General features: G+C 73.9%; 26 protein-coding genes. 11 read left to right on the forward strand and 15 right to left on the reverse strand.

The annotated features are described in order from the left end of the window. The first annotated feature begins 7 nt into the window (after positions 1 to 7). A complete protein-coding gene (locus PP1_RS15595) occupies positions 8 to 1,252 on the forward strand; it encodes a DUF418 domain-containing protein (RefSeq protein WP_075313908.1) in 1,245 nt (414 codons plus the stop codon). Between the two features lie 61 nt (positions 1,253 to 1,313). Beyond that, entirely contained in the window at positions 1,314 to 2,684 is a 1,371-nt protein-coding gene (locus PP1_RS15600; protein ID WP_075314899.1) for a diacylglycerol/lipid kinase family protein, read from the forward strand. Between the two features lie 22 nt (positions 2,685 to 2,706). On the opposite strand, the gene PP1_RS15605 is transcribed toward PP1_RS15600, so the two are convergent. The 8 genes from PP1_RS15605 to PP1_RS15640 all read right to left on the reverse strand — a co-directional run bounded on the left by PP1_RS15605 (position 2,707) and on the right by PP1_RS15640 (position 9,508). Further along, entirely contained in the window at positions 2,707 to 4,140 is a 1,434-nt protein-coding gene (locus PP1_RS15605) for a DUF2252 domain-containing protein (protein WP_075313907.1), read from the reverse strand. 38 nt (positions 4,141 to 4,178) lie between these two features. Then, positions 4,179 to 4,682: an NUDIX hydrolase gene (locus PP1_RS15610; RefSeq protein WP_202796417.1), complete on the reverse strand. Its 504-nt coding sequence runs from the start codon at positions 4,680 to 4,682 to the stop codon at positions 4,179 to 4,181. Positions 4,683 to 4,788: 106 nt separating this feature from the next. Next, positions 4,789 to 4,995 carry a hypothetical protein gene (locus tag PP1_RS15615; RefSeq protein WP_010234446.1) on the reverse strand — a complete coding sequence of 69 codons (207 nt, stop codon included), beginning with the start codon at positions 4,993 to 4,995 and terminating at the stop codon, positions 4,789 to 4,791. Between the two features lie 87 nt (positions 4,996 to 5,082). Continuing rightward, a complete protein-coding gene (locus PP1_RS15620) occupies positions 5,083 to 5,517 on the reverse strand; it encodes a DUF1622 domain-containing protein (protein ID WP_202968849.1) in 435 nt (144 codons plus the stop codon). Positions 5,518 to 5,523: 6 nt separating this feature from the next. After that, positions 5,524 to 6,015, reverse strand: a complete 492-nt coding sequence (locus PP1_RS15625; protein ID WP_010242464.1) for a DUF1269 domain-containing protein — start codon at positions 6,013 to 6,015, stop codon at positions 5,524 to 5,526. Positions 6,016 to 6,119: 104 nt separating this feature from the next. Then, positions 6,120 to 7,646, reverse strand: a complete 1,527-nt coding sequence (locus PP1_RS15630; RefSeq protein WP_010242465.1) for an MFS transporter — start codon at positions 7,644 to 7,646, stop codon at positions 6,120 to 6,122. 17 nt (positions 7,647 to 7,663) lie between these two features. Next, a complete protein-coding gene (locus PP1_RS15635) occupies positions 7,664 to 7,999 on the reverse strand; it encodes a DUF3040 domain-containing protein (RefSeq protein ID WP_010242466.1) in 336 nt (111 codons plus the stop codon). A gap of 228 nt (positions 8,000 to 8,227) precedes the next feature. Continuing rightward, the gene (locus tag PP1_RS15640; protein ID WP_010242468.1) at positions 8,228 to 9,508 is read right to left on the reverse strand and encodes an AI-2E family transporter; all 1,281 of its coding nucleotides are present in this window, start codon (positions 9,506 to 9,508) and stop codon (positions 8,228 to 8,230) included. Between the two features lie 225 nt (positions 9,509 to 9,733). Between PP1_RS15640 and PP1_RS15645 the strand changes: the two genes are divergently transcribed. The 8 genes from PP1_RS15645 (at position 9,734) to PP1_RS15680 (ending at position 17,772) form a co-directional block, all read left to right on the forward strand. Next, complete coding sequence (locus tag PP1_RS15645) at positions 9,734 to 10,318, forward strand: potassium channel family protein (protein ID WP_010242469.1); 585 nt, start codon at positions 9,734 to 9,736, stop codon at positions 10,316 to 10,318. Positions 10,319 to 10,604: 286 nt separating this feature from the next. Continuing rightward, complete coding sequence (locus PP1_RS15650; protein ID WP_010242470.1) at positions 10,605 to 13,247, forward strand: LuxR C-terminal-related transcriptional regulator; 2,643 nt, start codon at positions 10,605 to 10,607, stop codon at positions 13,245 to 13,247. A gap of 179 nt (positions 13,248 to 13,426) precedes the next feature. Then, positions 13,427 to 13,618 (forward strand): hypothetical protein, encoded by a 192-nt coding sequence (locus PP1_RS15655; RefSeq protein WP_139323632.1) that lies wholly within the window; start codon positions 13,427 to 13,429, stop codon positions 13,616 to 13,618. Between the two features lies 1 nt (position 13,619). Then, positions 13,620 to 14,063 (forward strand): DUF7144 family membrane protein, encoded by a 444-nt coding sequence (locus PP1_RS15660; RefSeq protein ID WP_010242475.1) that lies wholly within the window; start codon positions 13,620 to 13,622, stop codon positions 14,061 to 14,063. 196 nt (positions 14,064 to 14,259) lie between these two features. Further along, a complete protein-coding gene (locus tag PP1_RS15665; RefSeq protein ID WP_010242477.1) occupies positions 14,260 to 14,796 on the forward strand; it encodes a 2,4'-dihydroxyacetophenone dioxygenase family protein in 537 nt (178 codons plus the stop codon). A 75-nt stretch (positions 14,797 to 14,871) separates the two neighbouring features. Then, positions 14,872 to 16,227 (forward strand): MFS transporter, encoded by a 1,356-nt coding sequence (locus PP1_RS15670; RefSeq protein ID WP_083696987.1) that lies wholly within the window; start codon positions 14,872 to 14,874, stop codon positions 16,225 to 16,227. After that, positions 16,221 to 16,958 (forward strand): SDR family NAD(P)-dependent oxidoreductase, encoded by a 738-nt coding sequence (locus tag PP1_RS15675; protein ID WP_060574313.1) that lies wholly within the window; start codon positions 16,221 to 16,223, stop codon positions 16,956 to 16,958. The genes PP1_RS15670 and PP1_RS15675 overlap by 7 nt, the downstream gene beginning before the upstream one ends. A 37-nt stretch (positions 16,959 to 16,995) precedes the next feature. Further along, a complete protein-coding gene (locus PP1_RS15680) occupies positions 16,996 to 17,772 on the forward strand; it encodes an SDR family NAD(P)-dependent oxidoreductase (RefSeq protein ID WP_010243890.1) in 777 nt (258 codons plus the stop codon). 14 nt (positions 17,773 to 17,786) lie between these two features. On the opposite strand, the gene PP1_RS15685 is transcribed toward PP1_RS15680, so the two are convergent. The 5 genes from PP1_RS15685 to PP1_RS15705 all read right to left on the reverse strand — a co-directional run bounded on the left by PP1_RS15685 (position 17,787) and on the right by PP1_RS15705 (position 23,997). Beyond that, positions 17,787 to 18,851 (reverse strand): LacI family DNA-binding transcriptional regulator, encoded by a 1,065-nt coding sequence (locus PP1_RS15685; protein WP_202796479.1) that lies wholly within the window; start codon positions 18,849 to 18,851, stop codon positions 17,787 to 17,789. 38 nt (positions 18,852 to 18,889) lie between these two features. Continuing rightward, positions 18,890 to 19,672: an AraC family transcriptional regulator gene (locus PP1_RS15690; RefSeq protein WP_010243894.1), complete on the reverse strand. Its 783-nt coding sequence runs from the start codon at positions 19,670 to 19,672 to the stop codon at positions 18,890 to 18,892. 62 nt (positions 19,673 to 19,734) lie between these two features. After that, complete coding sequence (locus PP1_RS15695; RefSeq protein ID WP_050802594.1) at positions 19,735 to 21,663, reverse strand: CheR family methyltransferase; 1,929 nt, start codon at positions 21,661 to 21,663, stop codon at positions 19,735 to 19,737. After that, complete coding sequence (locus PP1_RS15700; protein WP_010243899.1) at positions 21,660 to 22,742, reverse strand: chemotaxis protein CheB; 1,083 nt, start codon at positions 22,740 to 22,742, stop codon at positions 21,660 to 21,662. The genes PP1_RS15695 and PP1_RS15700 overlap by 4 nt, the downstream gene beginning before the upstream one ends. 76 nt (positions 22,743 to 22,818) lie before the next feature. Continuing rightward, positions 22,819 to 23,997 carry a TDT family transporter gene (locus tag PP1_RS15705; RefSeq protein ID WP_010243901.1) on the reverse strand — a complete coding sequence of 393 codons (1,179 nt, stop codon included), beginning with the start codon at positions 23,995 to 23,997 and terminating at the stop codon, positions 22,819 to 22,821. Between the two features lie 71 nt (positions 23,998 to 24,068). Between PP1_RS15705 and PP1_RS15710 the strand changes: the two genes are divergently transcribed. Then, positions 24,069 to 24,992 (forward strand): LysR family transcriptional regulator, encoded by a 924-nt coding sequence (locus tag PP1_RS15710; RefSeq protein ID WP_033200759.1) that lies wholly within the window; start codon positions 24,069 to 24,071, stop codon positions 24,990 to 24,992. Between the two features lie 165 nt (positions 24,993 to 25,157). Here PP1_RS15710 and PP1_RS15715 read toward each other — a convergent pair whose 3' ends face one another. Then, the gene (locus PP1_RS15715; protein WP_010243905.1) at positions 25,158 to 26,147 is read right to left on the reverse strand and encodes a CPBP family intramembrane glutamic endopeptidase; all 990 of its coding nucleotides are present in this window, start codon (positions 26,145 to 26,147) and stop codon (positions 25,158 to 25,160) included. Positions 26,148 to 26,185: 38 nt separating this feature from the next. Beyond that, positions 26,186 to 26,740 (reverse strand): hypothetical protein, encoded by a 555-nt coding sequence (locus tag PP1_RS15720; protein WP_060574322.1) that lies wholly within the window; start codon positions 26,738 to 26,740, stop codon positions 26,186 to 26,188. Positions 26,741 to 26,777 lie beyond the last annotated feature (37 nt).

Consider the following 26,777-nt stretch of genomic DNA (forward strand, 5'->3'; position numbering starts at 1 on the left):
GCCTCCCGTGCCCACCGATGCGACCGCACCGCTGCGACCGGCCCCCGGTCCCGACGACACCTCGCCGGCGCTCCCGACCCCCGTGTCGCGCCGTGCACTCGCCCCGGACCTCGCCCGCGGCCTGATGCTGCTGCTCATCGCGCTGGCGCACGTACCGTGGTTCCTCTACACGACCGACATCGGCGCCACGCTGCTGCACCCGGCAGGCGGCGGCGTCGCCGACCGGATCGCACAGGCGGTCACGATCGTCACCGTCGACGCCCGGGCGTACCCGCTGTTCGCGCTGCTGTTCGCCTACGGCATCGGCCAGATGTATGCGCGCCAGACCGGCGGCGGCACCTCGGTGCGCGACGCCCGCCGGCTCCTGCGCACCCGGCACCTGTGGCTGCTCGGCTTCGGTCTGGTGCACGCCGCGCTGCTGTGGCAGGGCGACATCCTCGGCACCTACGGGCTGCTCGGCCTCGTCCTGGTGCCGCTCTTCCTGAACCGCAGCGACCGCGTCCTGAAGATCTGGATCGGGGTGCTGCTCGGCGTCGGCGGGGCCTGGGCCCTCACGATGACCGCGCTCGGCGCGCCCGCCGCCCCGGCCGCGATGGAGGTGCAGCGGATGGCGATCGCCCAGGAGAGCTACCTCCTGTCGATCCCGCTCCGCCTCGTCATGTGGTTCCCCGGCCTGCTGTCGGGGTTCGTCACCGTCACCCTGCCCGCCGCGTTCCTCGTCGGCCTGCTCGCATCGCGGCACCGGGTGCTCGAGGAGCCCGCGCGGCACCTGCCGCTGCTGCGGCGCACCGCTGTCCTCGGGATCGCGGTCGGCTGGGGCGCCGGTCTCGCGCAGGCGCTGGTCCACCTCGGCGTGCTCACGCTGCCCGGCGGGGCCGCCCTCACCGACCTGCACGTCTACACCGGCTTCTTCGCCGGGGTCGGCTACGCGGCACTGTTCGGCCTGGTCGCGCACCGGATCACGGCCCGTGGGACGACGCCGCCGCTGCCCGTCCGCGCCCTGGTCGCCCTCGGCCGCCGCTCGATGAGCGGCTACATCGCGCAGTCAATGGTGTGGACCCCGCTGCTCGCGGCGTCCGGACTCGCGCTCGGTGCCCATCTCACGAGCTGGTCGGCGCTGCTCGTCGGGATCGGGACGTGGCTGCTGACCGTCGTACTGGCCTACGCGCTCGACCGCGCCGGGATCCGTGGCCCGGCCGAGACCCTGCTGCGACGGCTCACCTACCGCCGGGGAGTCATCCGGAGAGGGTGATGCCGCCGGGCGGCGACGCGGCCAGGGTCGGACGCGTCGTCACCCGAGGGGCGTGATCACCATGCCGGACGGACCGCCCGGCGCCGCGTCCGCGCCCCTCGACCCGCCGTCGGCCGGGCGCCGGCTGGCCGCGGCGGGCGCGCTCGTCGCCCTGCTCGTGGCGGCGATCGTGATGCTGTCGCTGCTGAGGGACCCGCTCGCGATGGTGCTGGGGCTGGTCCTCGTCGTCGTCGCGGTGGTCGCCGGGTGGACGGCCCTGGTCAACCGCGGCACCCGCCGGGTGCTCGCCGCCGCGGTCGCCGTGGCGGCGCTGGCGGGGACCGTCTGGGTCCTGCTCCTCACCGGCTCGGTGCTGCGGCTGGTCTCGGTCGTCGTGCTGGTCCTGCTGGCCACGGCGGCGGGCCGGGTGGCGATCGGCCACGACCTCGCCCGCACGCCCGCGACGTCACGGCCGGTGGGACCGGCCCGCTCCGGGGTGCTGATCATGAACCCGCGGTCCGGCGGCGGGAAGGTCGAGCGTGACGACCTGGTGACGGCCGCCCGCGACCGCGGTGTCACCCCGGTGGTCCTCCAGCGGGGCGACGACCTGCGTGCGCTCGCCGAGGAGGCGGTGTCCGGCGGCGCCGACGTGATCGGGATGGCCGGGGGCGACGGCTCGCAGGCGCTGGTCGCGGACGTCGCCCGCCGGCACGACGTCGCCTTCGTCTGCGTCCCCGCCGGGACCCGCAACCACTTCGCCCTCGACCTGGGCCTGGACCGCGACGACGTCCCGGCCGCGCTGGACGCGTTCGGCCCGGCCGTCGAGCGGCGGGTCGATCTGGCCCTGCTCGGCGAGCGCGTGTTCGTGAACAACGCCTCGCTCGGCGTGTACGCGACCGTCGTCCAGTCCGACGACTACCGCGACGCGAAGCTCGCGACCACGGCGACCGTCCTGCCGCAGATGCTGGGCCCGGGTGCCCGCCGGTCCGACCTGCGTTTCAGCGACGCCGACGGGGCACCGGTGCACTCCGCCGACGTGCTGCTCGTGTCGAACGGCGCCTACCGGTTGAGCACCCTCAACGGGTTCGGCACCCGCGAGTGCATCGACGCGGGGGTGCTCGGCGTCGTCACCGTGACGGTCGAACGGGCCCGTGACCTGCCCGCGCTGCTCACCGCCGAGGCGGGCGGGCAGGTCGGGCGCTTCCACGGCTACCGGGAGTGGACGACCCCCGAGTTCGAGGTCGACTCGGCCGAGCCGGTGCTCGACGTGGCCCTCGACGGGGAGGCGTTGCGGATGGCCCCGCCGCTGCGGTTCCGTTCGCTCCCCGGGGTGCTGCGCGTGCGGGTGCCGGAGGGCACCCCCGGCGCCGCCCCCGCGGCCTTCGCCCCCGCGGGGGTGCGCAGCGGGCTGACCGCCCTGCTCCGCGTCGCCGGGGGACGGCCGGCGCGCTGACGGGCGGTGCCGGCACCCGCGGTCACACCCCGGGTTCGGCGTCGATCCGGCCGTCCCCGATCGCGTCGAGCAGCTCCTGGTGGTCGCGCTCGTTGAGGTCGGCGTAGGCCGTCGCGAACCCGGCGACGGCCCGGTCGAACGACGGCCCCGAGCCGAGGTAGGCGCCGATGGCGACACGGTCCCCCGACCGGGCGTGCGCGCGCGCCAGCGTCCAGCCGCACAGCTCGGCGTACACCTCCATCCCGCGCGGGATCATCGCCTCGACCTCGGCGGAGGCCTTCCAGTCGCGCAGCTGGCGGAGGTAGAAGTCGCGCGTCCGGCCGTCGATGCCGACGTGCCGCTGCCAGCCGAGGAAGATGTCGCCGACGGCCTGCATCAGCCGCTGGCCCTCGGTCACCCGCCGGGCGGGCGACGACTGCGGTGCCGGCCCCAGGTAGTCCTCGAGCACGGACCGGCCCGCCTCCTTGGCCTGCAGGAACAGCGGATCCTGGTCGTCGCGGCCGAGCAGCAGGAACATCCACGAGCGGGTACCGACGCTCCCGACACCGACCACCTTCCGGGCGATGTCGACCAGCCGGTAGCCGTCGAGCAGCACGCGGCGCTCGGTGGGGAGCGTGGCCCGGTAGTCACGGAGCAGGCCGCGCATCACGTCCTCCTGGCCGAGCCGGGTCGTCTCCTCCGGGAAGAGATCACGGAGCGGGACGACGAGGGGCTCGGCCGCCGCCAGCCGGAGCCGCCCGCCGGCGTCGGTGGTGAACCGGCCGAGCGCTCCGAGGTTGTCCCGGGTGCGCGCCTTGGCCAGGCCGCGGTCCACCCGCTTGCGCCCCTTGCCCAGCTCGCGCTCGTAGCGGCCGCGGATCTCCTCGACGTCGGCCCGCGCGTACCAGACGTCGAGGGTGGTCATCGCGGCGAACCGGCGCATCGCGTGCCGGTAGGACCGTGCCGCGGTCTCGACGATGTCCCGCCGGTCCCCGCGCCGGAACCCGCGGTCCCGCCCGGCGATCTCCAGGCTCGCGGCGAGCCGTTTCACGTCCCACTCCCACGGGCCGCGCAGGGTCTCGTCGAAGTCGTTGAGGTCGAACACCAGACGCCGCTCGGGCGAGGCGAAGAAGCCGAAGTTGGACAGGTGCGCGTCCCCGGAGATCTGCGCGGTGATGCCGGAGACCGGGGTACCGGCGAGGTCGCGGGCCATCACGGCGGCCGCCCCGCGGTAGAACGTGAACGGTGTGGCGGCCATCCGGCCGTACCGGATCGGGAGGAGCTCGGGGACGCGTCCGGCGTCCTGGGCGGTGAGCAGCGGGAGCGGGCCGGGGCGCGCGGGGTCCGGCCGGAAGTCGGCGTGCGCGCCGCGGGGCGTGTCCCGGCGCGCCGCCCGGCCGCGCGCCTCGCGCTCCTCCACGGAGGTTCCGGCGGGCGCCGGTGCGGTGTCGACCGGCTGGACCGGGGTGGCGGTCATCGTGGCTCCAGGTGACGTGACGGACGTGCCGGGAAGGGTCAGTGCAGGTACGGGACGGGGCCGTCGGCCAGGGCGTGGTCGATCCGGTGCCGGGCCCCCGGTTCCAGCGGCAGCCGGTCGATCTCGGCCGGGGTGAGCCACGCGGCGAGGCTGGTCTCCTCCCGGTCCGCGCAGAGGGTTCCGCCGACCGGCTCCGCCCGCAGGACCAGGCTGAACGGCTGACGGACCTCGCCGTCGACGGCCCGGACGACGAGCCCCGGATCGGTGTAGACACCGACGATCCCGGTGATCGCGACGAGCACGCCGGACTCCTCGGCGGTCTCGCGTACGGCCGCGGCCACGGCGCACTCCCCCACGTCGACCCGGCCGCCCGGCAGCTCCCAGCCGCCGCTGTCGCACCGGCGCACGAGCAGCAGCGTCCGGTCCGGCCCACGGGCCGCGACGAACACCGACGGGACGACGACCGTCGCGAGCGGTGCAGCCGGGTCGTGGTCGAACACCTGCCGGGCCCCGACGACGTGGCCCGTCGGCGATCCGCTCACAGCACCCTCCTCGCACCGCCGGTTCCGGAGCGCGAGCATCGGCGACCCCGCTGGGGCCCACCTCGTCCGGAGCGGATGAACGCGGGCCGGTGCCGGCGCGCGGCGGTCACCGCACGACCGGCCGGACCGAGACGACGGTCAGCCCGAGCACCCGCATCGAGGCGATGATCCCGTGCAGGTGCGACTCGTCGACCACGGTGCCCTCGAGGACGGTGCTCGCCCGGGCCTCCTCGATCCGCATGTCGCAGAACTCCTCGGCAGCCTGCTCGGACAGGTGCCCGTCGATCCGGAACCGGTAGACCGTCGGCGTCATCCCGGGCCTCCCTCCGCCTCGGGGCGGGTGAGCAGTGTCCGGCCGGGCAGGCCGGCCGGACACCACCCGCGGGGGGTGGGCCCCGGGTCACGCGCGGCCGTCACCACCGGTGCCTGCCGGGCCGGACGCGGTGGCGCCGGCCCGCGACACCGCCGCGGACAGCTGCCGTCCGCCGCCGACGAGCGCCCGCCGCCACGGCGGGATCCCCTCGATCTCGATCTCGAGCGAGAAGCTCAGGAACGTCCGGATCAGCACGATGAGCCCGAGCACCGCCACGCTCTGCAGCGTCGGCTCGACCGCGACGGTCCGCACGAGGTCGGCGGCCACCAGGATCTCGAGACCGAGCAGCAGCACCCCGCCGAACGTCTCGCGCAGGGTGCGGTAACCGGCGCGGCCGCTCCTCGTGCGCTGCCAGACCCGGACGGCGAGCACGCCCGCGAGCACCAGGCCCAGCACGAGCACGGCCGCGCCGATCACCTCGAACGCCGTGGCGACGTGCTCCATCCCCTCGGCGACGGTCACGCCCCGCTACTCCTCCTCGGCGAACGCCGCACGCAGCCTGGACTCCTGCTCGTCGGACAGGTTGGTCGACAGGAGCGTCGCTCCGGTGTCGCGGAACTGGTCGAGCACCTTGTCCTCGACGACGTTCGAGGTCATCACGAACAGCGCCGACGTCCCCGGGGTGACGTTGTCCCGCACCTTCTTGATGAACTCGTCGTCGATCCCGACGTCGGAGAGCGAGCCCGTGAGCGCACCCATCGTCGCGCCGATCGCCAGCCCCAGGAGCGGGACGAAGAAGATCAACCCGAACAGCAGGCCCCAGAAGCCGCCGCCGAGGGCCCCGCCCCCGGTCAGGTTGTGCAGCTGCTCGGTCTTCGGCTTCTTCCGGCCCTCCGTCCAGTACACGCAGGCGGCGTCGTCGATCCGGAGGAGCTCCTCCTTCTGCATGCGTTGCAGCAGGTGGAGCGCGTCGTCCGCCCCGCTCGCCGTGTCGAACTTCCACACCGTCAAGGTCGCCATGCCCTGCCTCCGTCCGATGAACCGGTCGTCGTACCCCCTCGACTCTTCGGACCGGCGGGCCCCGGGACATCACCCTCGGTGGGGGATCCCGCCGCCGGCGGGCGTCAGCGCGCGACGCCGCTGTCCGACACGGGCAGGGTGTGCGACGTCGACGCGGCCGCCGCGGCGTAGTCGATGGCACGCGGCCGGCCGGGGCGCCGGGAGGCGAACACGGCGAGCACGATGCTGACCGCCGAGAAGATCGCGAGCACGACGGACCCGGCCGAGAACCCGGCGGCGAGCGCGTCGCCCTGCGCGTCGCCGTCCGCCGTACGGGTCGAGATCACGTTCTCGTAGACGCCGGCACCGACGGCCGTCATGACCGCGCCGCCGACGTAACGGGCCATGTTGGAGATCCCCGACGCCTGCCCGACCTGGTCCGGTGTGACGCAGGAGGTCGCGACCGACGACGCGGGGCCGTTCGTCAGGGAGAGCCCGGCGGCCACGCACAGCAGCGGGACCAGGAACGTGCTGTAGCTCCAGGACGGGGTGACCAGCGCCAGCAGGGCGAACCCGGCGGTGAGGATCACGAAGCCGCCGAGCACGGCGGCACGGGTGCCGAACCGGTGCGCCAGCGGGGTGACCGCGGGCGCCAGGATGATCACGACCGCGGCCAGCGGCAGCATGGCGAGGCCCGCGAGCAGGCTCGACAGGCCGAGCGTGGCCGGGTTCTGCAGGTAGAGGCTGAGCATGAAGCTGAGCGCGGCGATCGCCCCGGCCCCGACGAAGATCACCCAGGTCGACGCCACGAGCTGCACGTTGCCCAGCAGCCGCAGGTCGACGAGCGGCGACGCGACCCGCCGTTCGACGGCGACGAAGCCGAACGAGGCCACGACGGTCAGGACGAGGCAGGTCACGGTGGGGACCGACAGCCACCCCCACGTCGGCCCCTCGGTCATGGCGAACACGAAGGGGACGAGCACGCAGGCGATCAGTGCCGTGCCCGCGAGGTCGATCGAGGGCGACCGCTTCGGGTCCCGGGACTCGGCGACCGTGCGGAGCGTGAGCGGGACGCAGACCGCGGCGATCACCGCGTCGATCCAGAACAGCCCCTGCCAGCCGGTCAGCTCGTTGAGGACGCCGCCGACCACGGGACCGCCCGCGGCACCCGCCGCCGCGGCGGCGCCCCACATGGTGACCGCGCGCATCTGGGCCGGCCCGGACGACGCCACCGAGAGCAGGCTGAGCCCGCAGGCCAGGATCGTGGCCCCCGCGGCGCCCTGGATCAGCCGCCCGACCACCACCATCCAGCCGCTCTGGGCGAGCGCGATCAGCGCGCAGGAGACCACGAACAGCAGCAGCCCGGCCACGAAGATCCGCCGGCGGCCGAAGACGTCACCCATCGCGCCCGAGGTGACGATCACCGCGGCACCGACGAGCAGGTAACCGGTGACCGCCCACTGCAGGACGTCCACCGAGACCTGGAGGTCGGCGCTGATCGAGGGCAGCAGGATGCTCACCGCCGAGGTGTTCGCGTTGACCACCAGCGTCGACACGCACGCGGCGGTCATCACCCCCCACACCGGGCGGACACCGGTGCTGCCGGTGTCGTCGCCGGCGCGGGCCTCCTGCCCGGCGTCGTCCTTCGTCATCGGGGTCCTTCCTGCCGTCAGGGGTCGTCGGGCTGCATCTCGGCGAGCCACCAGGCGATCGGGGGGACGACGAACGTCGCCAGCAGCCCCGGCATCACCAGCACGGCCGCGGACAGGGAGGAACCGAGGACGATCAGGAGGAACCCGCACGCCACCGACCACCAGCAGATCCGCTTGAGCAGCCGCCGGCGGCCGACCCGCGGGTCCTCGGCGAACAGGTACGCCAGGGCCGGGTCGGCGTCGACCAGGGACGCCTCGATCGCGCGCAGGCGGCGCCGCTCGCTCCAGCTCAGGGGCCGGGGCTCGGGCGGGCGCGCGCCGCCCGGCGGGGTGTTCGGGGTACTGGTGCTCACGACCGCTCCCGCAGCATCCGTCAGGTGCTCGCGCCGAGGCCGCGACGGCCGGCCCCGGCCGGCGTACGCCCGGTGTCGGTCATGTCGGTCTCCTCTCCGAGCTGCGCCGCCGTCACGCGCCGCTCGCGGCGGCGGGGACGGCGTCGCAGGGGTGCCGGACCGTGGGGATGCTCCCGACCGGGACGGGGTCCGTGCCTCATCCGTCGGGGATGGTTCGGCGCCGCGGGCTCAGCCCGGGACCGGGGGTACCGGGCCGTTCCCGGTGTCGCCCGCCCGGAGGACGGCCGCACCGTCGGTGTCCGGGTCGGTCGCCTTCCGCCGCCGTCGCAGGCGGTGCAGCCGGCCGTGGTGCTCCTCGTCGGGGGGCTCGCCGGGCGGCGTGTCCGGTTCGCCCTTCGGCTTCGACCGGAGCAGGGCGTCGGCCCAGCGGGCGCTCGGATCGATGTCCACGAGCATGGCCTTGGCCAGCAGCGTCAGCGGGACCGCGAGGATCGCCCCGAGCGGTCCGAGCAACCAGGCCCAGAACACCAGGGCCACGAACGTCACCGTCACCGACAGCCCGACGGCGTCGCCGATGAACCGCGGCTGGATGATCGACTGGACGACGAAGTTGATGGCGCAGAAGACGACGATCACGATGATCATCAGCTCGGGACCGCTGGTCAGCAGCCCGAGCAGCGCCGGCGGGATCACCCCGATGACGAAGCCGACGTTCGGGATGTAGTTCGTGACGAACGCCAGCAGGCCCCAGGTCGCCGCCAGCGGGATGCCCAGCATCAGCAGCGCGACCCAGTCGAGCACCGCGACGATGAGCCCGAAGACCGTCGTGACGATCAGGTACTGCCGGGTGCCCCACGCGAAGCGGGCCAGGGCCGCGCTGGTGGCGGGACGGTCGGCGGCGATCGCGGCGAGGCGGTCACCGGCCCCGCTCGACTCGACCCCGAGGAACAGCAGCAGTGCGAGCAGGAACACGAAGTTGGTCGCCAGACCGGCCACGCTGCTCAGCAGGGCACCGAGCAGGCCGGCCAGCTTGCCGAGGTCCAGCGAACCGGCGGCCTGTTGCAGCTGCTCGGGACCGATGCCCATCGTGGCCAGGCCCGCCGTCGCCCGGTTCACGAGGGCGGTGGCCGATCCGGCGTACTGGGGGAGCTCGGTCGCCAGCCGGGCCACCGAGTAGACGATCCCGAGGGCCAGCCCGAGGAGGATCGCGTAGACCAGCAGGACCACCACGAGGGTCGTCGCCCAGCCGGGCCAGTTGTGCCGCCGCAGGAAGCCCTGCACCGGTGCGACCGCGATGACGATGATCAGCGCCATGAAGGCGGGGCCGATCAGCCAGGCGACCGCCTGCATGCCCGCCGCGGCGATGGTCGCCGCCGCGAGGCCGAGGAGGATGACCAGCGCCCGCGGCATGCTCGGCTGAGCCACCGCGCCGCCGGTCTCCGGGGGGACCTGCGACGCGGCGCCGGCCGGCGGAGCAGCGGCCGGGGCCTCGGCTGCCGAAGTCGTCATGACGCGGAAGCTAGGCCGGGCGGCGGCGGCCGCCATCACCCGTGGAGGGCGAGAGTCCGGCCCGGCCCGACCGCACCCGGCGGATCGCCCGGTGCGGGTGAGGACCGCCCGCCGGGACCGGCGGTTCGGTGGGCCGGTGCGAAGCGGCAGGAGGTCCCGGGGTTCAGGGCCCCGCGGACGTGGCCCGGTGCGCCCGCACGCCCGGGCGGCGACGGGACCACGGCGATGACGAGTGGCGGCACGTCCGGCCCCTCGGCCCGCCGGGCGCTGGTGGTCGCGATACTCAGCTCCACGGCCTCGATCGTGCTGCTCGTCGCCGTCTACTACCTGGCCCCGCTCGACCGCCCGCTGAACCTCGCGACCGGGGCCATGTTCGCGAGCGGCCTCGCCGTCTACGGCTGGCTGGTCGTCGCCCAGGTGCGGGCGGTCGGCCGGTCGGACTTCCCCCGGCTGCGCGCCGCGAAGGCCGTCGCCACGGGCTTCCCGCTCTTCCTGGTGCTCTACGCCTCCGCGTACTGCATCGTCGCCCACGAACGTCCGGACAGCTTCAACCAGGTGCTCGACCGGACCGACGCGCTCTACTTCACGGTGACCGTCTTCGCCACCGTCGGGTTCGGCGACATCGTGCCGACGACGAGCCTCACGCGGATCCTCGTGACGACCCAGATGATCCTCGGGCTGATCGTCGTCGGGCTGGTCGCCCGGCTCCTCCTGGGGGCCGTCGAGCGGGCCGAGGACGGCCACGGACCGCGCACGTCCGACGGCGGTCCGGCGGCCGATCCGCCGCCCGGCACGCGCGGTACCGGCTGATCCCGGCGACGGGGCGAGCCCGTTGGCCGTCAACAACATTGGCGATGTGATCACGCACGGGTCGGGAGCACGGTACGAGGCCCGCCGTCGGGGCGGCCGGTCGGTGACCGCACGGCGGCCTCGCCGCGGAAGGGGGTGACCCCTCACGGAGCGCACACCACCAGCCCCGTCGCGGCGCCCCGGGCGCACGGACGCCGGGGCGGACGACCCCCGCCAGGAGATCGCCCTGACACCTCCACCCGATCGTCACGAGCCTGCGGCACCGGTCCCGGCCGTCAAGATCACGGTGCCGCACGTCCCGCCCGAGGCCGTGCTGCGCGCCGCGCTGAACCGCGAGCTCGACCGGGGCGCCGCGGCCGACCTCACCCTGGTCTCCGCCCCGGCCGGGTACGGCAAGACGTTGCTGCTCGCGGCCTGGGCACGGGACGACCCGACGGTCGACACGGCCTGGGTCACCGTCGACCGGGACGACAACAAGCCGAGCCGGCTGTGGGCGTCGGTCGTGGCGGCGATCGCGGGCTGCCCGTCGGTACCCCCGGACAGCCGTCTGCGAGCCCCGTGGGCATGGCGGCCGGGAGCCCTGCCCGAGCTCGTCGCCGATCTCGCCGCAGCGCTGGCCGCCCTCCCGGGCCCCCTCCGCCTGGTCCTCGACGACGTCCACGAGCTCGTCGATCCGGACGCCGTGCACGGCGTCCGGATCCTCACCCGGGTGAAGCCGCCGAACGTCCATCTCGTCCTCGCGAGCCGGTTCGACCCACCGCTGTCGCTGCCCCGGCTGCGTCTGGGCGGCCGGGTCCGGGAGCTGCGTGCCGACGACCTGGCCTTCACCCGCCGCGAGGCGGCGGCCCTGCTGGAGCAGTCGGGCCTGCACCTGACCCCGTCCCAGGTCGAGGTGCTCCACACCCGGACCGGCGGGTGGGTCGCGGGTCTGCGTCTCGCCGCGCTCGGCCTCGAGAAGGCCCCCGACCGGACGGCGTTCCTGGCCCAGTTCTCCGGGGACGACCGCTCGGTGGGCGACTACCTCGTCGGCGAGATCCTCTCCGGCCTGCCCGACGACGTGCGCGAGTTCCTACGGGTGATCAGCATCTGCAACCCGGTCCCGACCGGGCTCGCCGCCGAGCTGTCCGGCCTGGACGACGCCGGCAGCGTGCTCGACCGGCTCGAACACCGGACCTCGCTGCTCTCCACCGCCGGGCAACACCCCGCCGTGTACCGGATCCAGGAGCTCCTGCGCACCCATCTGGCCGCCGACCTGGAGCGCCAGGGCGAGCGCCGGGTCGCGGACCTGCATGCGGTGGCCGCGCGCTGGTGGGCCGGTCAGGACGCCCCCGGCGCAGCCCTGGAGCACGCCGTCCTGACCGGTGACCCCGCGCTCGTCGTCGAGCTGCTGCACCGGTTCGCCGTGCCGCTGCTGCTCCGCGGGGACCTCCGCCCGCTGCGCCGAGCGCTCTCGTTCGCGGGCACCGACGCGTGCGGCCCGCGGCTCTCGCTCGCCTCGGCACTCGGGCACCTCACCGACGGCGACCTGCCCGCCGCCCGCGACGACCTGGACGCGGCCCGGCGCAGCCCTCCCGACGGCGACGACCCCGTGGAGCTCGGCGTCCTCCGCGCGGTCGCCGAGCAGTTCGGCGCCGGGGAGCCCGGCGCGGCCCCGGACCCGCTCCCCGCCGGCGACCCGCAACCCGGCGACCCACAGCCCGGCCACCCGCAGCCCGACGACCCACAGCCCGGCCACCCGCAGCCCGACGACCCGCTGCCCGGTGACCCCGGCACGGCGGCGCTGGCCCGGCTCAGCCGTGGCCGGGCCCTGCTGGGCGACGACCGCGAGGGGGCGCACGCCGAGCTGGACGCCGCACTGTCACTCGGCCGCCGGCACGGCTTCGACCACCTGCGGGCGGTGTCGCTGGCCCTGCTCGGTGTCGTCGCGGCCGGCGACGGCGACCTGCCCACGACGCGGGAGGTGTGCCGGGAGGCGCTGATCCTCGCCGACGACCACGGGTGGGGCGGCACGGCGCTGCCCACGACGGCCCGGGCGCTGCTGTCCTACGCCGAGCTCATGGCCTGCGAGACCGCGGACGCCGAGCGCATCGCCGCCGAGGGGCTCACCGAGGGGGCGGGCTCGGCGTCGCCCGCGATCCGGTTCGCGTTGCAGGCGGTCCACGGCGCAGCCACCTTCGACCTCGGGGACCGCGCGCGGGGCCTGACGGAGCTGCAGCGGGCCCGTGCCGACTTCGGCACCCACGGCATCGGGGCCGAGCAGGCCGCGGCGCTCGCGATGCTGGAGTGCCGGCTGGCGCTCCTGCTCGGGCACCCGGCCGCCGCGCAGAGCGCGCTCGCGTGGGCGGCGCAACGGACCGGCGACTGCGGCGAGCTCGTGACGATGCGCGCCTGGACCGAGTCGGCCGGCCGCCACCGGGGGCGGGCGCGGGCCCTGGTCCGGCCCGTCCTCGACGGGTCGGTCCCGGTCCTGCTGCCCGCCACCGTGGTGGACGCCTGGCTCCTGGAGACCTCGATCGCGATGGCGGCCGACGAGCGGCTCGCCGCGCGGCACGCACTGCAGACCGCGCTCGCCTGGGCCGGACCGCTCGGCACGATCCGCCCGTTCGCCGTCGCCGAACCGGGTGTCCACGAGCTGCTGGTCCATCAGCTCGGCAGCTTCGGCAGCCACAACGAGATCGCGAGGCGCGCGCTCGACGCGGGTCTCGGCCGGACGCCGCAGCAGGCGTTGCTGAGCGACCGGGAGATCACGGTCCTCGAGCTGCTGCCCTCCCTGCTCTCGCTCGACGACATCGCCGCGGACCTCACCGTCTCGGTGAACACGGTCAAGAGCCACGTGCGGTCGATCTACGCGAAGCTCGGGGTGAGCAACCGCAGGCTCGCGGTGGTCGCGGCGCACGAGCGCGGCCTGATCGACAGCGGGCACCGCTGACGGCCGGTGCTCATCCGGCACGGGCGATGACTCGCGGGGCCGCGGGCGGCGAGCCTCGGCCGTCCAGACCGGGGCGCGCGCGGACGGGAGCATCGGCGATGGCGCGGTACGAGGTGTGTGTGAACGGGCGGCTGTCCGGGCCGGCGCGGAGCGCGTTCGGAGCGCTCGAGGTGCGGACCGTGCCGTCACACACGACGTTGCTCGGGGTCTTCCCCGAGCAGGCCGACCTGCACTCCCTGTTGGAGCTCTGCAGTGACCTGGGCCTGGAGGTGCTCTCGTTGCAGCGCATCTCACCCCTGCCGGGTGAGGAGGAATCGGAGCCGGACGACGACCCTCGTCGGGACGACGTGCCCGCTGTCCGGGAGGTTTGACATGTCTCTGTCCGAGAAGGCCGCGACCACCGCCGGGGAGGCGACCGCGCGGCCGCACCATCGCGAGGGGTGGAGGACCGGTCTCGCGTTCTTCGCCGGGATCATCATGATCGTCGCCGGTGTGTTCGGCGCGATCCAGGGACTCGTGGGGCTGTTCCGCAACGAGGTCTACGTGATCGGCCCCGAGTACGTCTTCTCCTTCGACCTGACGACGTGGGGCTGGGTGCACCTGATCGTCGGGGTCGTCGTGGCGCTGGCCGGCTGCGCCGTGCTCGCGGGCCAGACCTGGGGCCGGGTGGTCGGGATCGTGGTCGTGATCCTGAGCATGGTCGCGAACTTCCTGTTCATCCCGCTGTACCCGCTCTGGTCGCTGCTGATCATCACGCTGGACGTCTTCGTCATCGCGGCGCTCTGCACCTACACCCGGGAGCCCGACACGACGTGAGGCAGGGGCGTCACGGACGCCCGCCCCACCAGCCGATCCGGCCCCGACCGGCACGAACGGTCCGGGCCGGATCTCCCGCGTCCGGGGCCACCCCGCCGCCGGACGGACCATTGCCGCCGTGACTACCCGCTGCTACTGTCCATTAAACGGTTAAGTTAACCGTTTAAGTTCAGACCTACTGCGGAAGGACGGCAGGGTGTCCACACCGATCGAGGACGCGGTCAAGCCCTACGACGGGCCGAGGCTCTACGGGATGGTCGACGACATGATCACCCCGGGTGCGCTCGACCTGGACTGCGACGAACGACTCTGGGTCCCGCAGGGCGAGCACTCGCCCGGGGTCGAGTTCCGGCCGCTGATGTTCCAGCCCGGGGAGGGCAAGTTCGTCAACCTGCTGCGCGTGCGCCGCCAGGGCGTCGTCTCCCGCCACCGGCACGCGGGTGCGGTGCAGGCGTTCACGCTGCGCGGGCGCTGGCACTACCTGGAGTACGACTGGTGGTCCGAGGAGGGCAGCTTCGCCTTCGAGCCCCCCGGCGACGTGCACACCCTCGAGGTGCCGTCCGACTGCCAGGAGATGATCACCCTCTTCATCACGACGGGTGCCTACATCTACGTGGACGCGGACTTCCGGATGCTCGGCATCGAGGACGTCTTCAGCAAGATCGACAAGACCCGCGAGCACTACCGCGACGTCGGTCTCGACGTCGCGCTCGTGGACGACCTGATCCGCTGACCCGCGGGGCCCGCGCCCCCTCCCCGGCGACGTCGCCGGTCCGCGTCACCCGAACTCCAGACGGGATACACAGTCGTGTCCACTGACCACTCCCCCACCGCGCCCCCGCCACGCCAGTCGAGCGTCAAGGTCATCAAGGGTGCCGTGCTCGGCACGATCGTCGAGTACTACGACTTCGGCATCTACGGCTACATGGCCGCCCTGCTGAGCGTGCAGTTCTTCGCATCCGAGGACCCCAACACCGCGCTGCTGGAGACGTTCGCCACCTTCGCGGTGGCGTTCTTCCTGCGCATCCCCGGCGGCCTGTTCTTCGGGCACATCGGCGACCGCTACGGCCGCCGCACCGCGCTCACCTGGACGCTGCTGCTGATGGCGGGATCGACGCTGCTCATCGGGCTGCTCCCGACCTACGCGACGCTCGGCATCTGGGCGACGATGCTGCTGATCCTCTGCCGCTGCCTGCAGGGCTTCTCCGCCGGTGGCGAGGTGGGCGGGGCGAACGTGTTCGTCTCCGAGCACGCCCCGACCCGGTGGCGCGGCTTCCAGACCGCCCTGGTCATGGGCGGCATGTACCTGGGTTCGCTGGCGGCGTCGCTGACGGGCCTCGCGATCAGCTCGCTGTTCACCGAGCAGCAGGCGATCGACTGGGCCTGGCGGCTCCCGTTCCTGCTGAGCGCCGTCATCGGGATCATCGGCTTCTACATCCGCAACAACCTGCACGACTCCCCCGAGTTCACCGCACTCAAGGAGGAGCAGCAGGTCAGCAGCCTGCCGATCACGACGCTGCTGCGGACGTCGTGGAAGACGATCGCGCACCTCGTGGCCCTCTACGGGCTGTCCGCCGGTGGCTTCTACACCGCGTCCGTCTACACCGCCACCTACCTGCGGACGACCGCCGGGTTCTCCTCGACCGTGGCCTTCGTCAGCACGAGCCTCGCGCTGGTCCTCGGCATCCTCACCCTGCCGGTCGGCGGCTACCTCGCGGACCGGTTCGGCCGCCGCCCGGTCCTTCTGGCCGGTTCGGGCGCGGGCCTGGTCCTGGCGATCCCGATGTTCCAGCTCATGCAGCTCGGCTCGGTCGGGCTCGCGATGCTCGCCCAGTCGGTCTGCTTCGTCTGCGTGTCGGTCTTCAACAGCGCGCTGTTCGTGACCTTCTCCGAGAGGATGCCGACCCCGGTGCGGTACACCGGCGTCGCCCTGGTCACCAACATCGCGAACTCGACGATGGGCGGCACCGCGCCCTTCATCGCGACCTTCCTTGTCGCGACCACCGCGAACCCGCTCTCACCGTCCTGGTTCTACGCGGCGACCGCACTGCTCTCGCTGGTGGCGGCACTGTTCCTGCGGGAGACCCGCGGCATCGACCTCGCCGGCGTCGGGACCGGCCCGGCGCGCACCGCGGCCGGGGCAGGCCGGGGTGCGTCGTGCTGAGCGCGACGGGGATCGCGGGCCGGAGCGCCCTGGTCACCGGCGCGGCCTCGGGCATCGGCCGGGCGACGGTGCTGGCACTCGCGCGCGACGGCGTGCGCGTCGTCGCCGTCGACCGGCAGCCGGTCGACGAGGTGTGCGCCGCCGTCGCCGCCCGGGGCGGGACCGCCGTCGGCGCCGTCGCCGACGTCGCCGACGACGCGTCGGTCGCGGCCGCCGTCGACCGCGCGGTCACCGGGTTCGGCGGCCTCGACATCGCCGTGCACTGCGCCGGGGTCGTGTCGGAGACCGCGATCGCGGACCTGGAACGCCCGGAGTGGGACCGGCAGCTGGACGTCAACCTGACCGGCTCCTACGTCGTCTCCCGGACGGTCCTGCCGCACCTGGTGACGGCCGGGGCGGGCCGGCTGGTGCTGTTCTCCTCGATCGCCGCCCGGGTCGGCGGCGTCAACTCCGGGGCCGCCTACGTGGCGTCCAAGGGCGGGGTCGGGGCGCTCGGCAAGTGGCTGGCCCGCCGGTACGGGGGCGACGGCGTCACCGTGAACATGATCGCGCCGGGCCCCGTGGACTCGCCGATGACCCACGGCCGGGACTACGCGCCGGAGGGCTATCCCGTCCCGCGGATGGGCACGCCCGACGAGCTCGCCGCCGCCGTCGTCTTCCTGGTGTCCGACGCCGCCGCCTGGATCACCGGGCACACGCTCGACGTCAACGGCGGCATCTTCATGAACTGACGTGGCCGTCCGGCCCCGTCGAGAGGAGCGGATCGCAATGGGATGGGCCCTGGTGACCGGCGGTGCGACCGGTATCGGTGCGGCCACGGTGGAACTGCTGGCGACGGGCGGGACCGACGTCGTCTGCGCGGGCATCGACGAGCAGGCCGCGGCCGGGCTGGCGGCGGAACTGGAGGGGAAGGGGCTCCCCGGACGGGTGCGGCCGGCCCGCGTCGACGTCAGCGACGTGGCCTCGGTCCGGGCGTTGTTCGCCGGGCTCGACGAGGCGGGGATCCTGCCGGAACAGCTCGTCAACTGCGCCGGGCTCAACCGCCGCGAGCGGGCGCAGGACGTCCTCGAGGAGAGCTGGACGACCGTCGTCGACGTCAACCTCCACGGAACGTTCGAGGTGTGCCGTGCGTTCGCGGACCGGCTGGTCGCGGCGGGCCGTCCCGGGCGGATCGTGAACATCACCTCGATGCTGGCGCACTACGGGGCACCGGGTTTCGCCTCGTACGCCGCGTCGAAGGGCGGTGTGCTGGCGCTGACGCGGACCCTCGCCGTGGAGTGGGCCCCGCACGGGATCCGGGTCAACGCCGTGAGCCCCGGCTACGTCGCGACCCCGCTCGCCGCGTCGCTGCTCGTCTCGGGCCGGTTCGCCGAGGAGATCAGGGCGCGGACGCCGATGGGCCGGATCGGGTCGGTCGAGGACGTCGCGCCGGTGATCCGGTTCCTGCTCGGCGACGACTCGCGGTTCGTGACCGGCCAGGTCATCCCGGTCGACGGGGGGATCACCGCGGGGGACCTGCGGCTCGGCCCGACCGGCCTGCAGTGACGGCGTCGTAGCCGTCAGGTGGCCGCCCGGCCCGCCCGGGCCGGGCGGGCCGCCGGGGCGCCGCCCTCCCCGGTGGAGTCCCGCAGGACGATCTCGTAGGGCAGCATCCGCCGGATCGGCGGGCCGTCGGCCCCCTCGATCCGGTCGATCAGCATCGTCGCCGCGCACTCCCCCATGACCCGGCGCGGCGCGTTCACCGTGCTCAGCTGCAGCGGCCCGGCGCTGGCGATGCCGGTGCCGTCGAAGCCGGTGATCGCGAGGTCGCCGGGTACGGACAGCCCCGCCTCCCGGGCGTGGTCCCAGGCACCGACGGCGATCACGTCGCTGGCGCAGAGCAGGAGGTCCGTGCCGGGGTGCCGGTCGAGCACGTCCCGGGCGCGGGTGACGCCGGCCTCGCGGGTCAGCGGCCCCCAGACGTCGTCCGGGTTGACGGGCTCGATGCCGCGCTCCGCCAGCGCCTCCCGGAACCCGGCGACGCGGTTCCGCGCCACCACGGACTCCCGGACACCGCTGAGGATCGCGACCGAACGCCGCCCGCCGGCGAGCACCTGCGCGGCGAGCTCGCGGGCGGCGGCCCGGTCGTCGATGCCGACCCAGTCGTTCGGCACCTCGGTCAGCCCCCGGTAGGCCTGGACGCAGGCGACGCCGCGCTCGCGCAGCGAGGCGAGCAGCGGGATGTCCTCGACCGTCACCGAGGTGAGGATCAGTCCGCTGATGTTGCGGTCCACGTGCGAGAGCGCGACCTCGGTCTTGCGGTCCGAAGCCGTGCCGAGGTGGGAGACGAAGACCTCGTAGCCCCGCTCGGCGGCGGCGGACACGGCGGCGCCGGCGATCTCGGTGTAGACCGGGTTCTCGATGTTGTCGAGCAGGATCCCGATGACCTTGGCCGTCCCGGCGCGGAGGTCCTGGGCGATCCGGTTGGGGCGGAACCGCAGCTCGGCGGCGATGTCGAGGATCTGCTGACGTACGGCCGGGCTGACGCCGGGCACACCGTTCAGCGCGTAGGAGACGGCGGCCTTCGACACCCCGGCCCGGGCGGCGATGTCCGCGATCGTCACCCGCCGCCTGCCGTCCGCCACGGCGTCGACGATACCCGGCTGCCCGGGGTGCGCCCTGCTCAGCGGTGCAGGGTCGTCGCCGGCGTGACCCCGTACGCCGCCCGGTACTCGACGGCGAAACGGCCGTGGTGCGGCAGCTGCCAGGCGTCGGCGATGGCCCCGACGGTGTCACCGCGGGTGGGGTCGGCGGCGAGGAGCTCACGGTGTGCGTGGGCGAGGCGGACCCGGCGCAGGTACCGGGTCGGGCTCACGCCGCAGTGCTCCCGGAACGCGTGCTGCAGCCGGCGGCGGCCGACACCGGCCGCGGTGGCGATGTGGTCGCTGGTGATGTCCTCGTGGGCGTGCCGTTCGATGAAGGCGACCGCCCGCCGGACGACCAGCGGCACGCTGTGCCTGCCGGTCACGCCGCCGTCGCGGAGCACGTTCGCCGGGTCGCCGCCCCGTTCGCACTCGGTGACCATCCGCCGGGCGAGTGCCTCCGGCGGACGGTCCTGCTGCCAGCTCAGCATGGCCAGCAGCTCCCCGGCCTGCTTCCCGGTCAGCCCGAACATCCCCATCAGCATCCCGACGGCCTGGTGGTGCGCCGCGGAACGCTGGGGGGCGGCGTGCCGGTGGACGGCGAGGAAGTCGGCGTGACGCCGCCCGAGGTCCTCGAGGCGCTCGCCGATCGCCTCGGCACGGCTGCGGGCCAGCCGTGCGCGGGCGCGGACGATCGCCCGGTTCTCAGCGTTGTCCGCCGCGGGGTCGGCCCCTCCGGCGTCGGGTCCCAGGGGCTGCGCGAGCAGCTCGGACACCGAGTGCAGGAAGGCCTCGACGTTCGCGGCGGCGTCGACCTCGGCCACCCCACCAGGATAGCCGCGCGTGCCGGTGTGACGCAGCAGTCGCGGGCACCGATGACGTGGCCTCAGTCGGACGGCTCGAGCTGGTCCATCACGATGATCGCTCCACTGCGCCCCCGCTCGTGGTAACGGAGCGGGGCGACCGCGACCTCGATCCGCACGGTCCGCCCGCGTCGGTTGATCGCGTCGACGACGACGGTCGACCGGTCGGGCCGGCCGTCGGAGCCGGACCGGTCGTCGTCCCGCTCGGCCACGACGACCGGCTCCGCACCGTCCTCGTCGTCCTCGGGACGGCGTTCGGCGAGCGTGTCCCACACGATCGGCCGGATCCGTTCGGTGGGCAGCCCGATGTCGAGGTTGAGCAGGTGGCGGCCCGTCGCCTCGTCCGAACGAAGGCCCCACAGGTCCGCGGCGCGGTGGTTCCAGGCCAGGACCATCAGCTCCGAGTCGACGACCACGACGGCGGAACGCAGGCTCTCCAGCACCGCCTGGAGGAAGTCGTTGGTGCCGTCGAGCTCGGCCGTGCGGTCCCGGAGCTCGTCGTTGATCGACTGGAGCTCGTCGTTGGTGGACTGGAGCTCCTCGTTCATCGTCTCGAGCTCCTCGTTCGTGGACTGGAGCTCCTCGTTGGTGGTCTCCAGCTCCTCGACCGTCGACTGCAGCTCCTCGTTGGTGGTCTCCAGCTCCTCGACCGTCGACTGCAGCTGCTCGTAGGCGGACTCGACCTGCCGGTGGGCCTGCTCCAGCTCCTTGGCGAGCTGGCGGTACCGGCTGACGTCGGTGAAGAAGATCGCCGCCGGGGTGCCGCCGTTGCCGTCGACGGGGAGGGGCACGAGCTGGACGTCGAAGTGCATCGTCTCGTTGTTGTGGGTCCACTCGACCTCGTGCAGCACCGCCGAGCCGCGTTGCTGCTGGACCTGGTCCAGGGTCGAGGCGAGCTTCGCGACGCGTGTGAAGAGCTCGAGCTCACCGACGTGCCGTCCGACGTCACGGCCGGAGAGCCCGAGCTGGGTCTCCGCACGGCGGTTGGCGAGTCCGAGCACGCCGTCGGGGGAGACCGAGAGTGTCGCGACCGGGCTGGACATCAGCGTCTCGTCCTCGACCCGCGGCACGCTCGCGGCGTCGTTCGAGAACAGCGGCTCCAGCGTCGTCACCCGCAGACCGGGTGAGTCGGACTTCCGGAAGAAGCGGCGCTTGAGGTCCGTCGGCACGAACAGGCGCGTGTGGCTGAGCAGCATCTCGGCCTTGCCCAGGAACAGCGCTCCACCCGGTTTCAACGCGAAGTGGAAGCGGCCCAGCACCTGGGCCTGGGTCTGGGCGTTGAGGTACATCAGGGTGTTGCGGCACACCAGCAGGTCGAGCCGGCCGATCGGGGCGTCCTGGACGAGGTCGTTGCGACCGAAGATCACCGAACGGCGCAGGTCGGGGCGGAACACGTAGCGCTGGCCGTTGCGCTCGAAGTAGCGGTCCCGCCACTCGGGGATCACGGCCTCGAGGTCCTTGGCGGTGTAGGCGGCCTGGCGGGCCGTGGCGAGCGCGTCCTCGTCGACGTCCGTCCCGTAGATCTTGACGCGCTCGCGGAACCCCTCCGCACCGAGTGCCTCGGCCAGCAGGATCGCGAGCCCGTAGGTCTCCTCACCGCTGGCGCACCCGGCCGACCACACCCGTACCGGCTCGCCCGGCCGCAGGGTGGCCAGCAACGACGGCAACACGTCGTGCTGCAGGTGCATCCACGAGTCGTGGTCCCGGAAGAACCCGGTCACATTGATCAGGATCGTGTTGAACAGGCGGGCGAACTCGTCCTGGTCGACCTGCAGCCGGTCCAGGTACTCGTCGAGCCCGCTGATCGCCAGCTGCTGCATCCGCCGTTCGATCCGCCGGCGCAGGCTCGACCGCTTGTAGCCGGTGAAGTCGAAACCGCGCATCTCCTTCAGGAAGTCCAGCAGATGCTCGAACTCCGGGTCGGGCCCCCCGTCGCGGGCCACATCGCTCATTCCGTCCTGCTCCTTCCCCGATCCTCGTCCCCCGCACCGCCCAGGAGCCGCCGGAGCACCCGCGCCGAGCGCACCGCCTCGTCGGCGGCGGCTCGGGCGCGTGCCACCACCCGGTCGGCCCCCTGCTCGGCGGCCGTGGCCGCGATGCGTCGCTGCAGGGCCGCCTTGTCCTCCAGGGCCCGCAGCGCAATGTAGAGAGCAGTCTCCACCGACTGCTCCTGCTGGGCGCCGAGGGCATGCTGCGACCAGGCGTGCCCCACCCGGCACCGGTACCGCGGGAGTCCCCCGTCGTGGATCTCGAACAGCGGACCGGAGCAGTCCGGGCAGGCCAGCCCGGCCGCCGTACCGGCCGCATCGGGGGCAGACATCTCCGAATCCTCCATCCGGGCGATCGCGACCTCCCAGCGCAGCCGGGCCGATCCGTGGCCGGTGGACCGCAGGGGACCGGCGCGGTCGACGACGCCCGGGAGGATGGCGCCGAGCCCGGCCACCGGTCGCACGAACGCACCCGGCACCTGCTCGAGCGTAGCGAGCGGCATGCTCGGGTAGAGCGCCTCGTCGGGTTCCTGGATCATGACCGTCCCGCCGTGGCGCACCACCTCCAGCGCCCCCGACGCGCCGTCGTCGAGCGCCCCGCTGAGGACCACCCCGACCGCGCCCGCCCCGGCGTCCAGGGCCAGCGAACGGAACAGCGGATCGATCGCGGGCCGGTTCCCGTTCTCCTTCGGGCCGCTGCTGAGCACGACCCGGCCCTTGTCCACCATGAGGTGCCGGTCCGGCGGGGCGACGTACAGGCGGCCCGGCAACAGGGTCTCCCCGTCCTGCGCGTGCCCGACCGGCAACCGCCCGCGACGGGCCAGCAGCTGCGGCAGGACGGTCGCGGCGGCCGCCGGCTGGTGCACCGTCACCAGCACCGGGGCCGCGAGCCCGGGCTCCAGCAACGGGACCAGCTCCAGCAGGGCCTCGATCCCGCCGGCCGAGGCCCCGATCGCGATCGCACGCCGCGACGGCGGCCCGGTGCCACCATCCTGCGGCCCGGTCTCCGCCTCGTCCGGCGTCTCCTCGGCCATCTCGCACATCGACAACGTCCTCCGCCCGGAAGGTACTCGGCCGCGGGGACATCGGCCACGGTCCGCCGTCACCCGGAACGCGAGGTCAGGCGGGGGCGAAGAGGTACCCACGGACCAGCGAGCCGTGCGCGGTGCGGACCGACACCACCGCCCACGCGACCACCAGCATGACGTAGAGCGCCGTCGCGGTGACCGCCAGCAGCGGGAGGTGCAGGTGCGCGGCCAGCGCGCTGGTCCCGGTCACGCACGTCCCGACGGGGAACGTGAAGCTCCACCAGGTCAGCGCGAACGGCAGCTTCTGCCGTGCCGTCCGGACGGTGACGGCGGCCGCGATGACCAGCCAGATCATCGCGAAACCCCAGGCCGGAACCCCGTAGAAGATCCCGAACACGTGCGCCCCGGTCGCGTAGGGCTCGCCCAGCACGCCCGCCTGGTCGCCCAGCAGGTTCGCCGCGGTCACCGACTGCCCCAGCGGACCGAGGACGATCCACATCGTCGGTACCGTGGCCGCGGGCCCCGTCCCGTGCACGACCAGCCTGTTCCACACCTGCGGGAGGATCGCCAGCGTCGCGAACAGGCTGATCCCGAACATCGCGTAGCAGGCGACCACCATCGACGTCTGCCACCCGGCCGGGGTGTGCGGCACCAGCAGCGCCCCGTTGGCGGCCGAGACCATCGGCGGCACCACCGGCATCAGCCAGCCCCCGAACGCCGACCCCTGCTCGATCCTGTGGTGGACGATCATCATGTACGGGATCCACGCCGCGGTGACCAGCCCGAGCACGGTGCCGATCCCCCACAGCGTCCAGCCGGCACCGATCGCCCCGGTGGCGCCGAGGAACGGTCCGCCGAACTTCACCGCGCCCGCGCCGACGGTCATCACACCCATCGCGACCGCGCCCCAGAACTGGGCCATGACCGGGTTCCGCGCGTGCCCCAGCGCGGTGCCGGTGTGGCGGACCCAGTGGACCGCCCACGCGGCGGTCAGCGTCACGAGCAGGAAGGAGGCGAGCAGCCAGATCCCGACCGCGAAGGTGTGCAGGCCGGGGACCTGCACCGGCAGCGTCGCGGCGGCGACACCGACGATGCCGGTACCCATGATCGACGAGTACCAGTTCGGGCCGATGCCGGAGAAGAGGTCGCCGGGCCGGTCCAGGTCGCGCAGCAGTCCCGCACGGGACAGCCGGTGGCGACCGGTGCCGTGCCCCGTGGTGTCCACGGGGCACTCCCGTGCGGCCGCGGTGCTCAGCTCGGAGGACGTCATGGCCACCACCGTGCGCTCCCGGTGCGGCCCGCGGTAGCGGGGTGGACCTTGTGCCGCCACAATCTCCGCTTATGCCCCTACCACCGCGGGTGGCCGATCTCGCGGCCTTCGACCTGCTGCTCAGCGTCGCCGGCCTCGGCAGCATGGGCAAGGCCGCCGCCGCACACGGGGTCAGCCAGGCCGCCGTGAGCGCTCGAATCAAGACCCTCGAGTCCGCACTCGGACTGACCCTGCTGGAGCGCACCACCCGTGGCACCACGCTCACCCGGGACGGCGCGCTCGTCGCCGACTGGGCACGCACCGCCGTCGACGCGGCGCGGGCCATGGACGAGGGCGTCACCGCACTGCGCACCCGGCAGGACGCCCGGCTGCGGGTCGCGGCCAGTCTCACCGTCGCCGAGTACCTGCTGCCCCGGTGGCTGATCGCCCTGCGGGACCGCCTGCCCGGCACCGGCGTCGCACTGACCTCGCACAACTCCAGCGACGTCCAGGACGACGTGCTCGCCGGCCGGGCCGACCTGGGGTTCGTCGAGGGACCCCGGCACTCCCCCGATCTCGACGAGCAGATCGTCGCCCGCGACCACCTCACCGTCGTCGTCGCCCCCGGCCATCCCTGGGCCGGCCGCCGCGGCGTCACACCGGCCCGGCTCGCCGCCACCGCCCTGATCTCCCGGGAGCGCGGCTCCGGCACCCGCGAACACCTCGACGAGGCCCTGGACCGGGCCGGGACAGGGACGCCCGTCGAGCCCGTGCTGGAGCTCGGGTCGACGACGGCGATCAAGAACGCCGCGGCCGACGGCGTCGCACCCGCGGTGCTCAGCTCGCTCGCCGTGGCCGGGGAGCTCGCCGGGGGGACCCTCGTCGCCGTGCCCGTCCGCGGTCTCGCGCTGGACCGCCGCCTCGCCGCGATCTGGCCCCGCGGACGTCCGCCTGCCGGGCCGGCACGGGAGCTCGTCGAGCTCGCCGCGCGGACCGGGACGGGGCGCGGGCGGTAGGTACCGGAACAGGAGTGGCTCGCCGAGGCCTACGCCCGCGCCGGGGTCCACGACGCCGGACGCGCCACGATCGACCGGGCACGCCGATCCGCACGCGGCGTCCGGTCGGCCCGCCTGGACGCCCGGATCGGTGAGGTCGAGCGGCTGCTGTCCACGTAGGCCGTCCTACCGCGAGTTCCGGGTGACGGGCGCCGGCGTGCGCTCCGGCAGGCGCGACGGCGTCGTCCGCGCGGGGCCGGTCCGGCGGGTGGCCCACCAGACGACGGCGGTGAGCGCGACGACGGTGATCGTGGGAACGAGCTGGTAGGCGGTCCCCACGGTCTCCGAGCGGCCCTGAAGCGCCGCACCGAGGTCGATCCGCAGGTACGGCGCGGCGGCGAGGGACAGCGTGTTCAGGACGGCGTGGAGCATGACCGCGATCTCCAGACCGCCGGTACGCCAGGTGATGACGGCCAGCCCGCCGAACAGGACCAGGTACCAGAGCACGAGGTACGCGTCGGTCGCCCCGTGCACCAGGGTGAACAGCACGCTGGACACGACGATCCCGAGGACCAGGCCGGCGCGCCGCCCCCGGGTCCAGCCGCCGACCACCCGGAGGACCAGCCCCCGCACGCCGTACTCCTCCCCCGCCGCCTGCAACGGGGTGAGCAGCAGCGTGGCCAGCAGGATGGCGACGAGGTCGGCGTGCGACCAGGGGCTCTCCTCGACCGGCGTCGCGAACCCCAGCAGGACGACGACCACCCAGACCGGCCCGAGCACGAGCAGCGCCCTGCCGAACAGGCCGAAGCGGAACCGTGAGGTCACCGAGTGCAGCGACGCCCCGGGCACGCCGTAGAGCAGGCGCTGGACGAGCATGCTCCAGGGGGCGAGCAGGCCGAGGGCGATCATCGACCCTGCGTGGTGGAGCGGTGTGTAGTCGGTGCCCCCGGCTGCGGGCGGGCTGTTCCCGAGCCGGACGTCGACGAGCGCGAGCCCCTGGCCGATGACCGTCGGGAACAGCACGAACCCGGCCGCCAGCAGGACGATCGCGAGGATCCCCCGCCCGACCCGCCGTCTCTCGCCGGCGAGCACCCGGTGGTACTCCACCCCGGCGGGCACCGCCGGGTCGTTCCTCGGTGCGCCGTCGTCCATCAGCCAGTTCGGTGCGGTCGTCATGTCCTGATCCCCCTCGTCGTGGTGGTCCGGGCCGCGGCTCAGCTGACGGCCTGGACGACGCCGCCGACGACGAGGGCGGTGATGGTCGTCCACAGGACGATCGCGACCGCCTGCCAGACCAGGATCCGGGCCCGGCCCACACCGGACGCGGCGAGCATGGTGGCCGTGAAGTGGGTGGGCAGCAGCAGCGGGCCGAGCAGGCTCACGCCGGGGACGCCGTAGCGCTCGTAGGCGCGCTGGAACTTCGCCCGGCGCGCGGACCCCCGGTCCCGGCCGTCGCCCGGGACCGCCGCGGGGTGCGGTGCGGCGCCGCCGACCGTGGCGCCCTGGCGGGCGCGCGCCGCCGTGCGGTGGCGGTTCACCACGGCGTCCCGGGCGCCCGCACCGAGCAGCACCAGGGCGGCGACGACGACGAAGTTCCCGATCATCGCGGCGACCGCGGCGACGGCGGGGTGGATGCCGCCGAGGATGCCGATCGCGGCACCGCCCTCCCCCTCGACGAACGGGATGGCGCCGGCGAACGCCGCGATCAGCGGCTGCAGCGGCTCGGGCACCTGGCCCACGAGGTTCTGGAGGGTCTCGAAGAGGTTCACGGCGGGCTCCTGTGCTGGGTGGCGGGGCGGTTCCCCG

The organism is Pseudonocardia sp. P1 (assembly GCF_000178675.2).
Taxonomy (GTDB): Bacteria; Actinomycetota; Actinomycetes; order Mycobacteriales; family Pseudonocardiaceae; genus Pseudonocardia.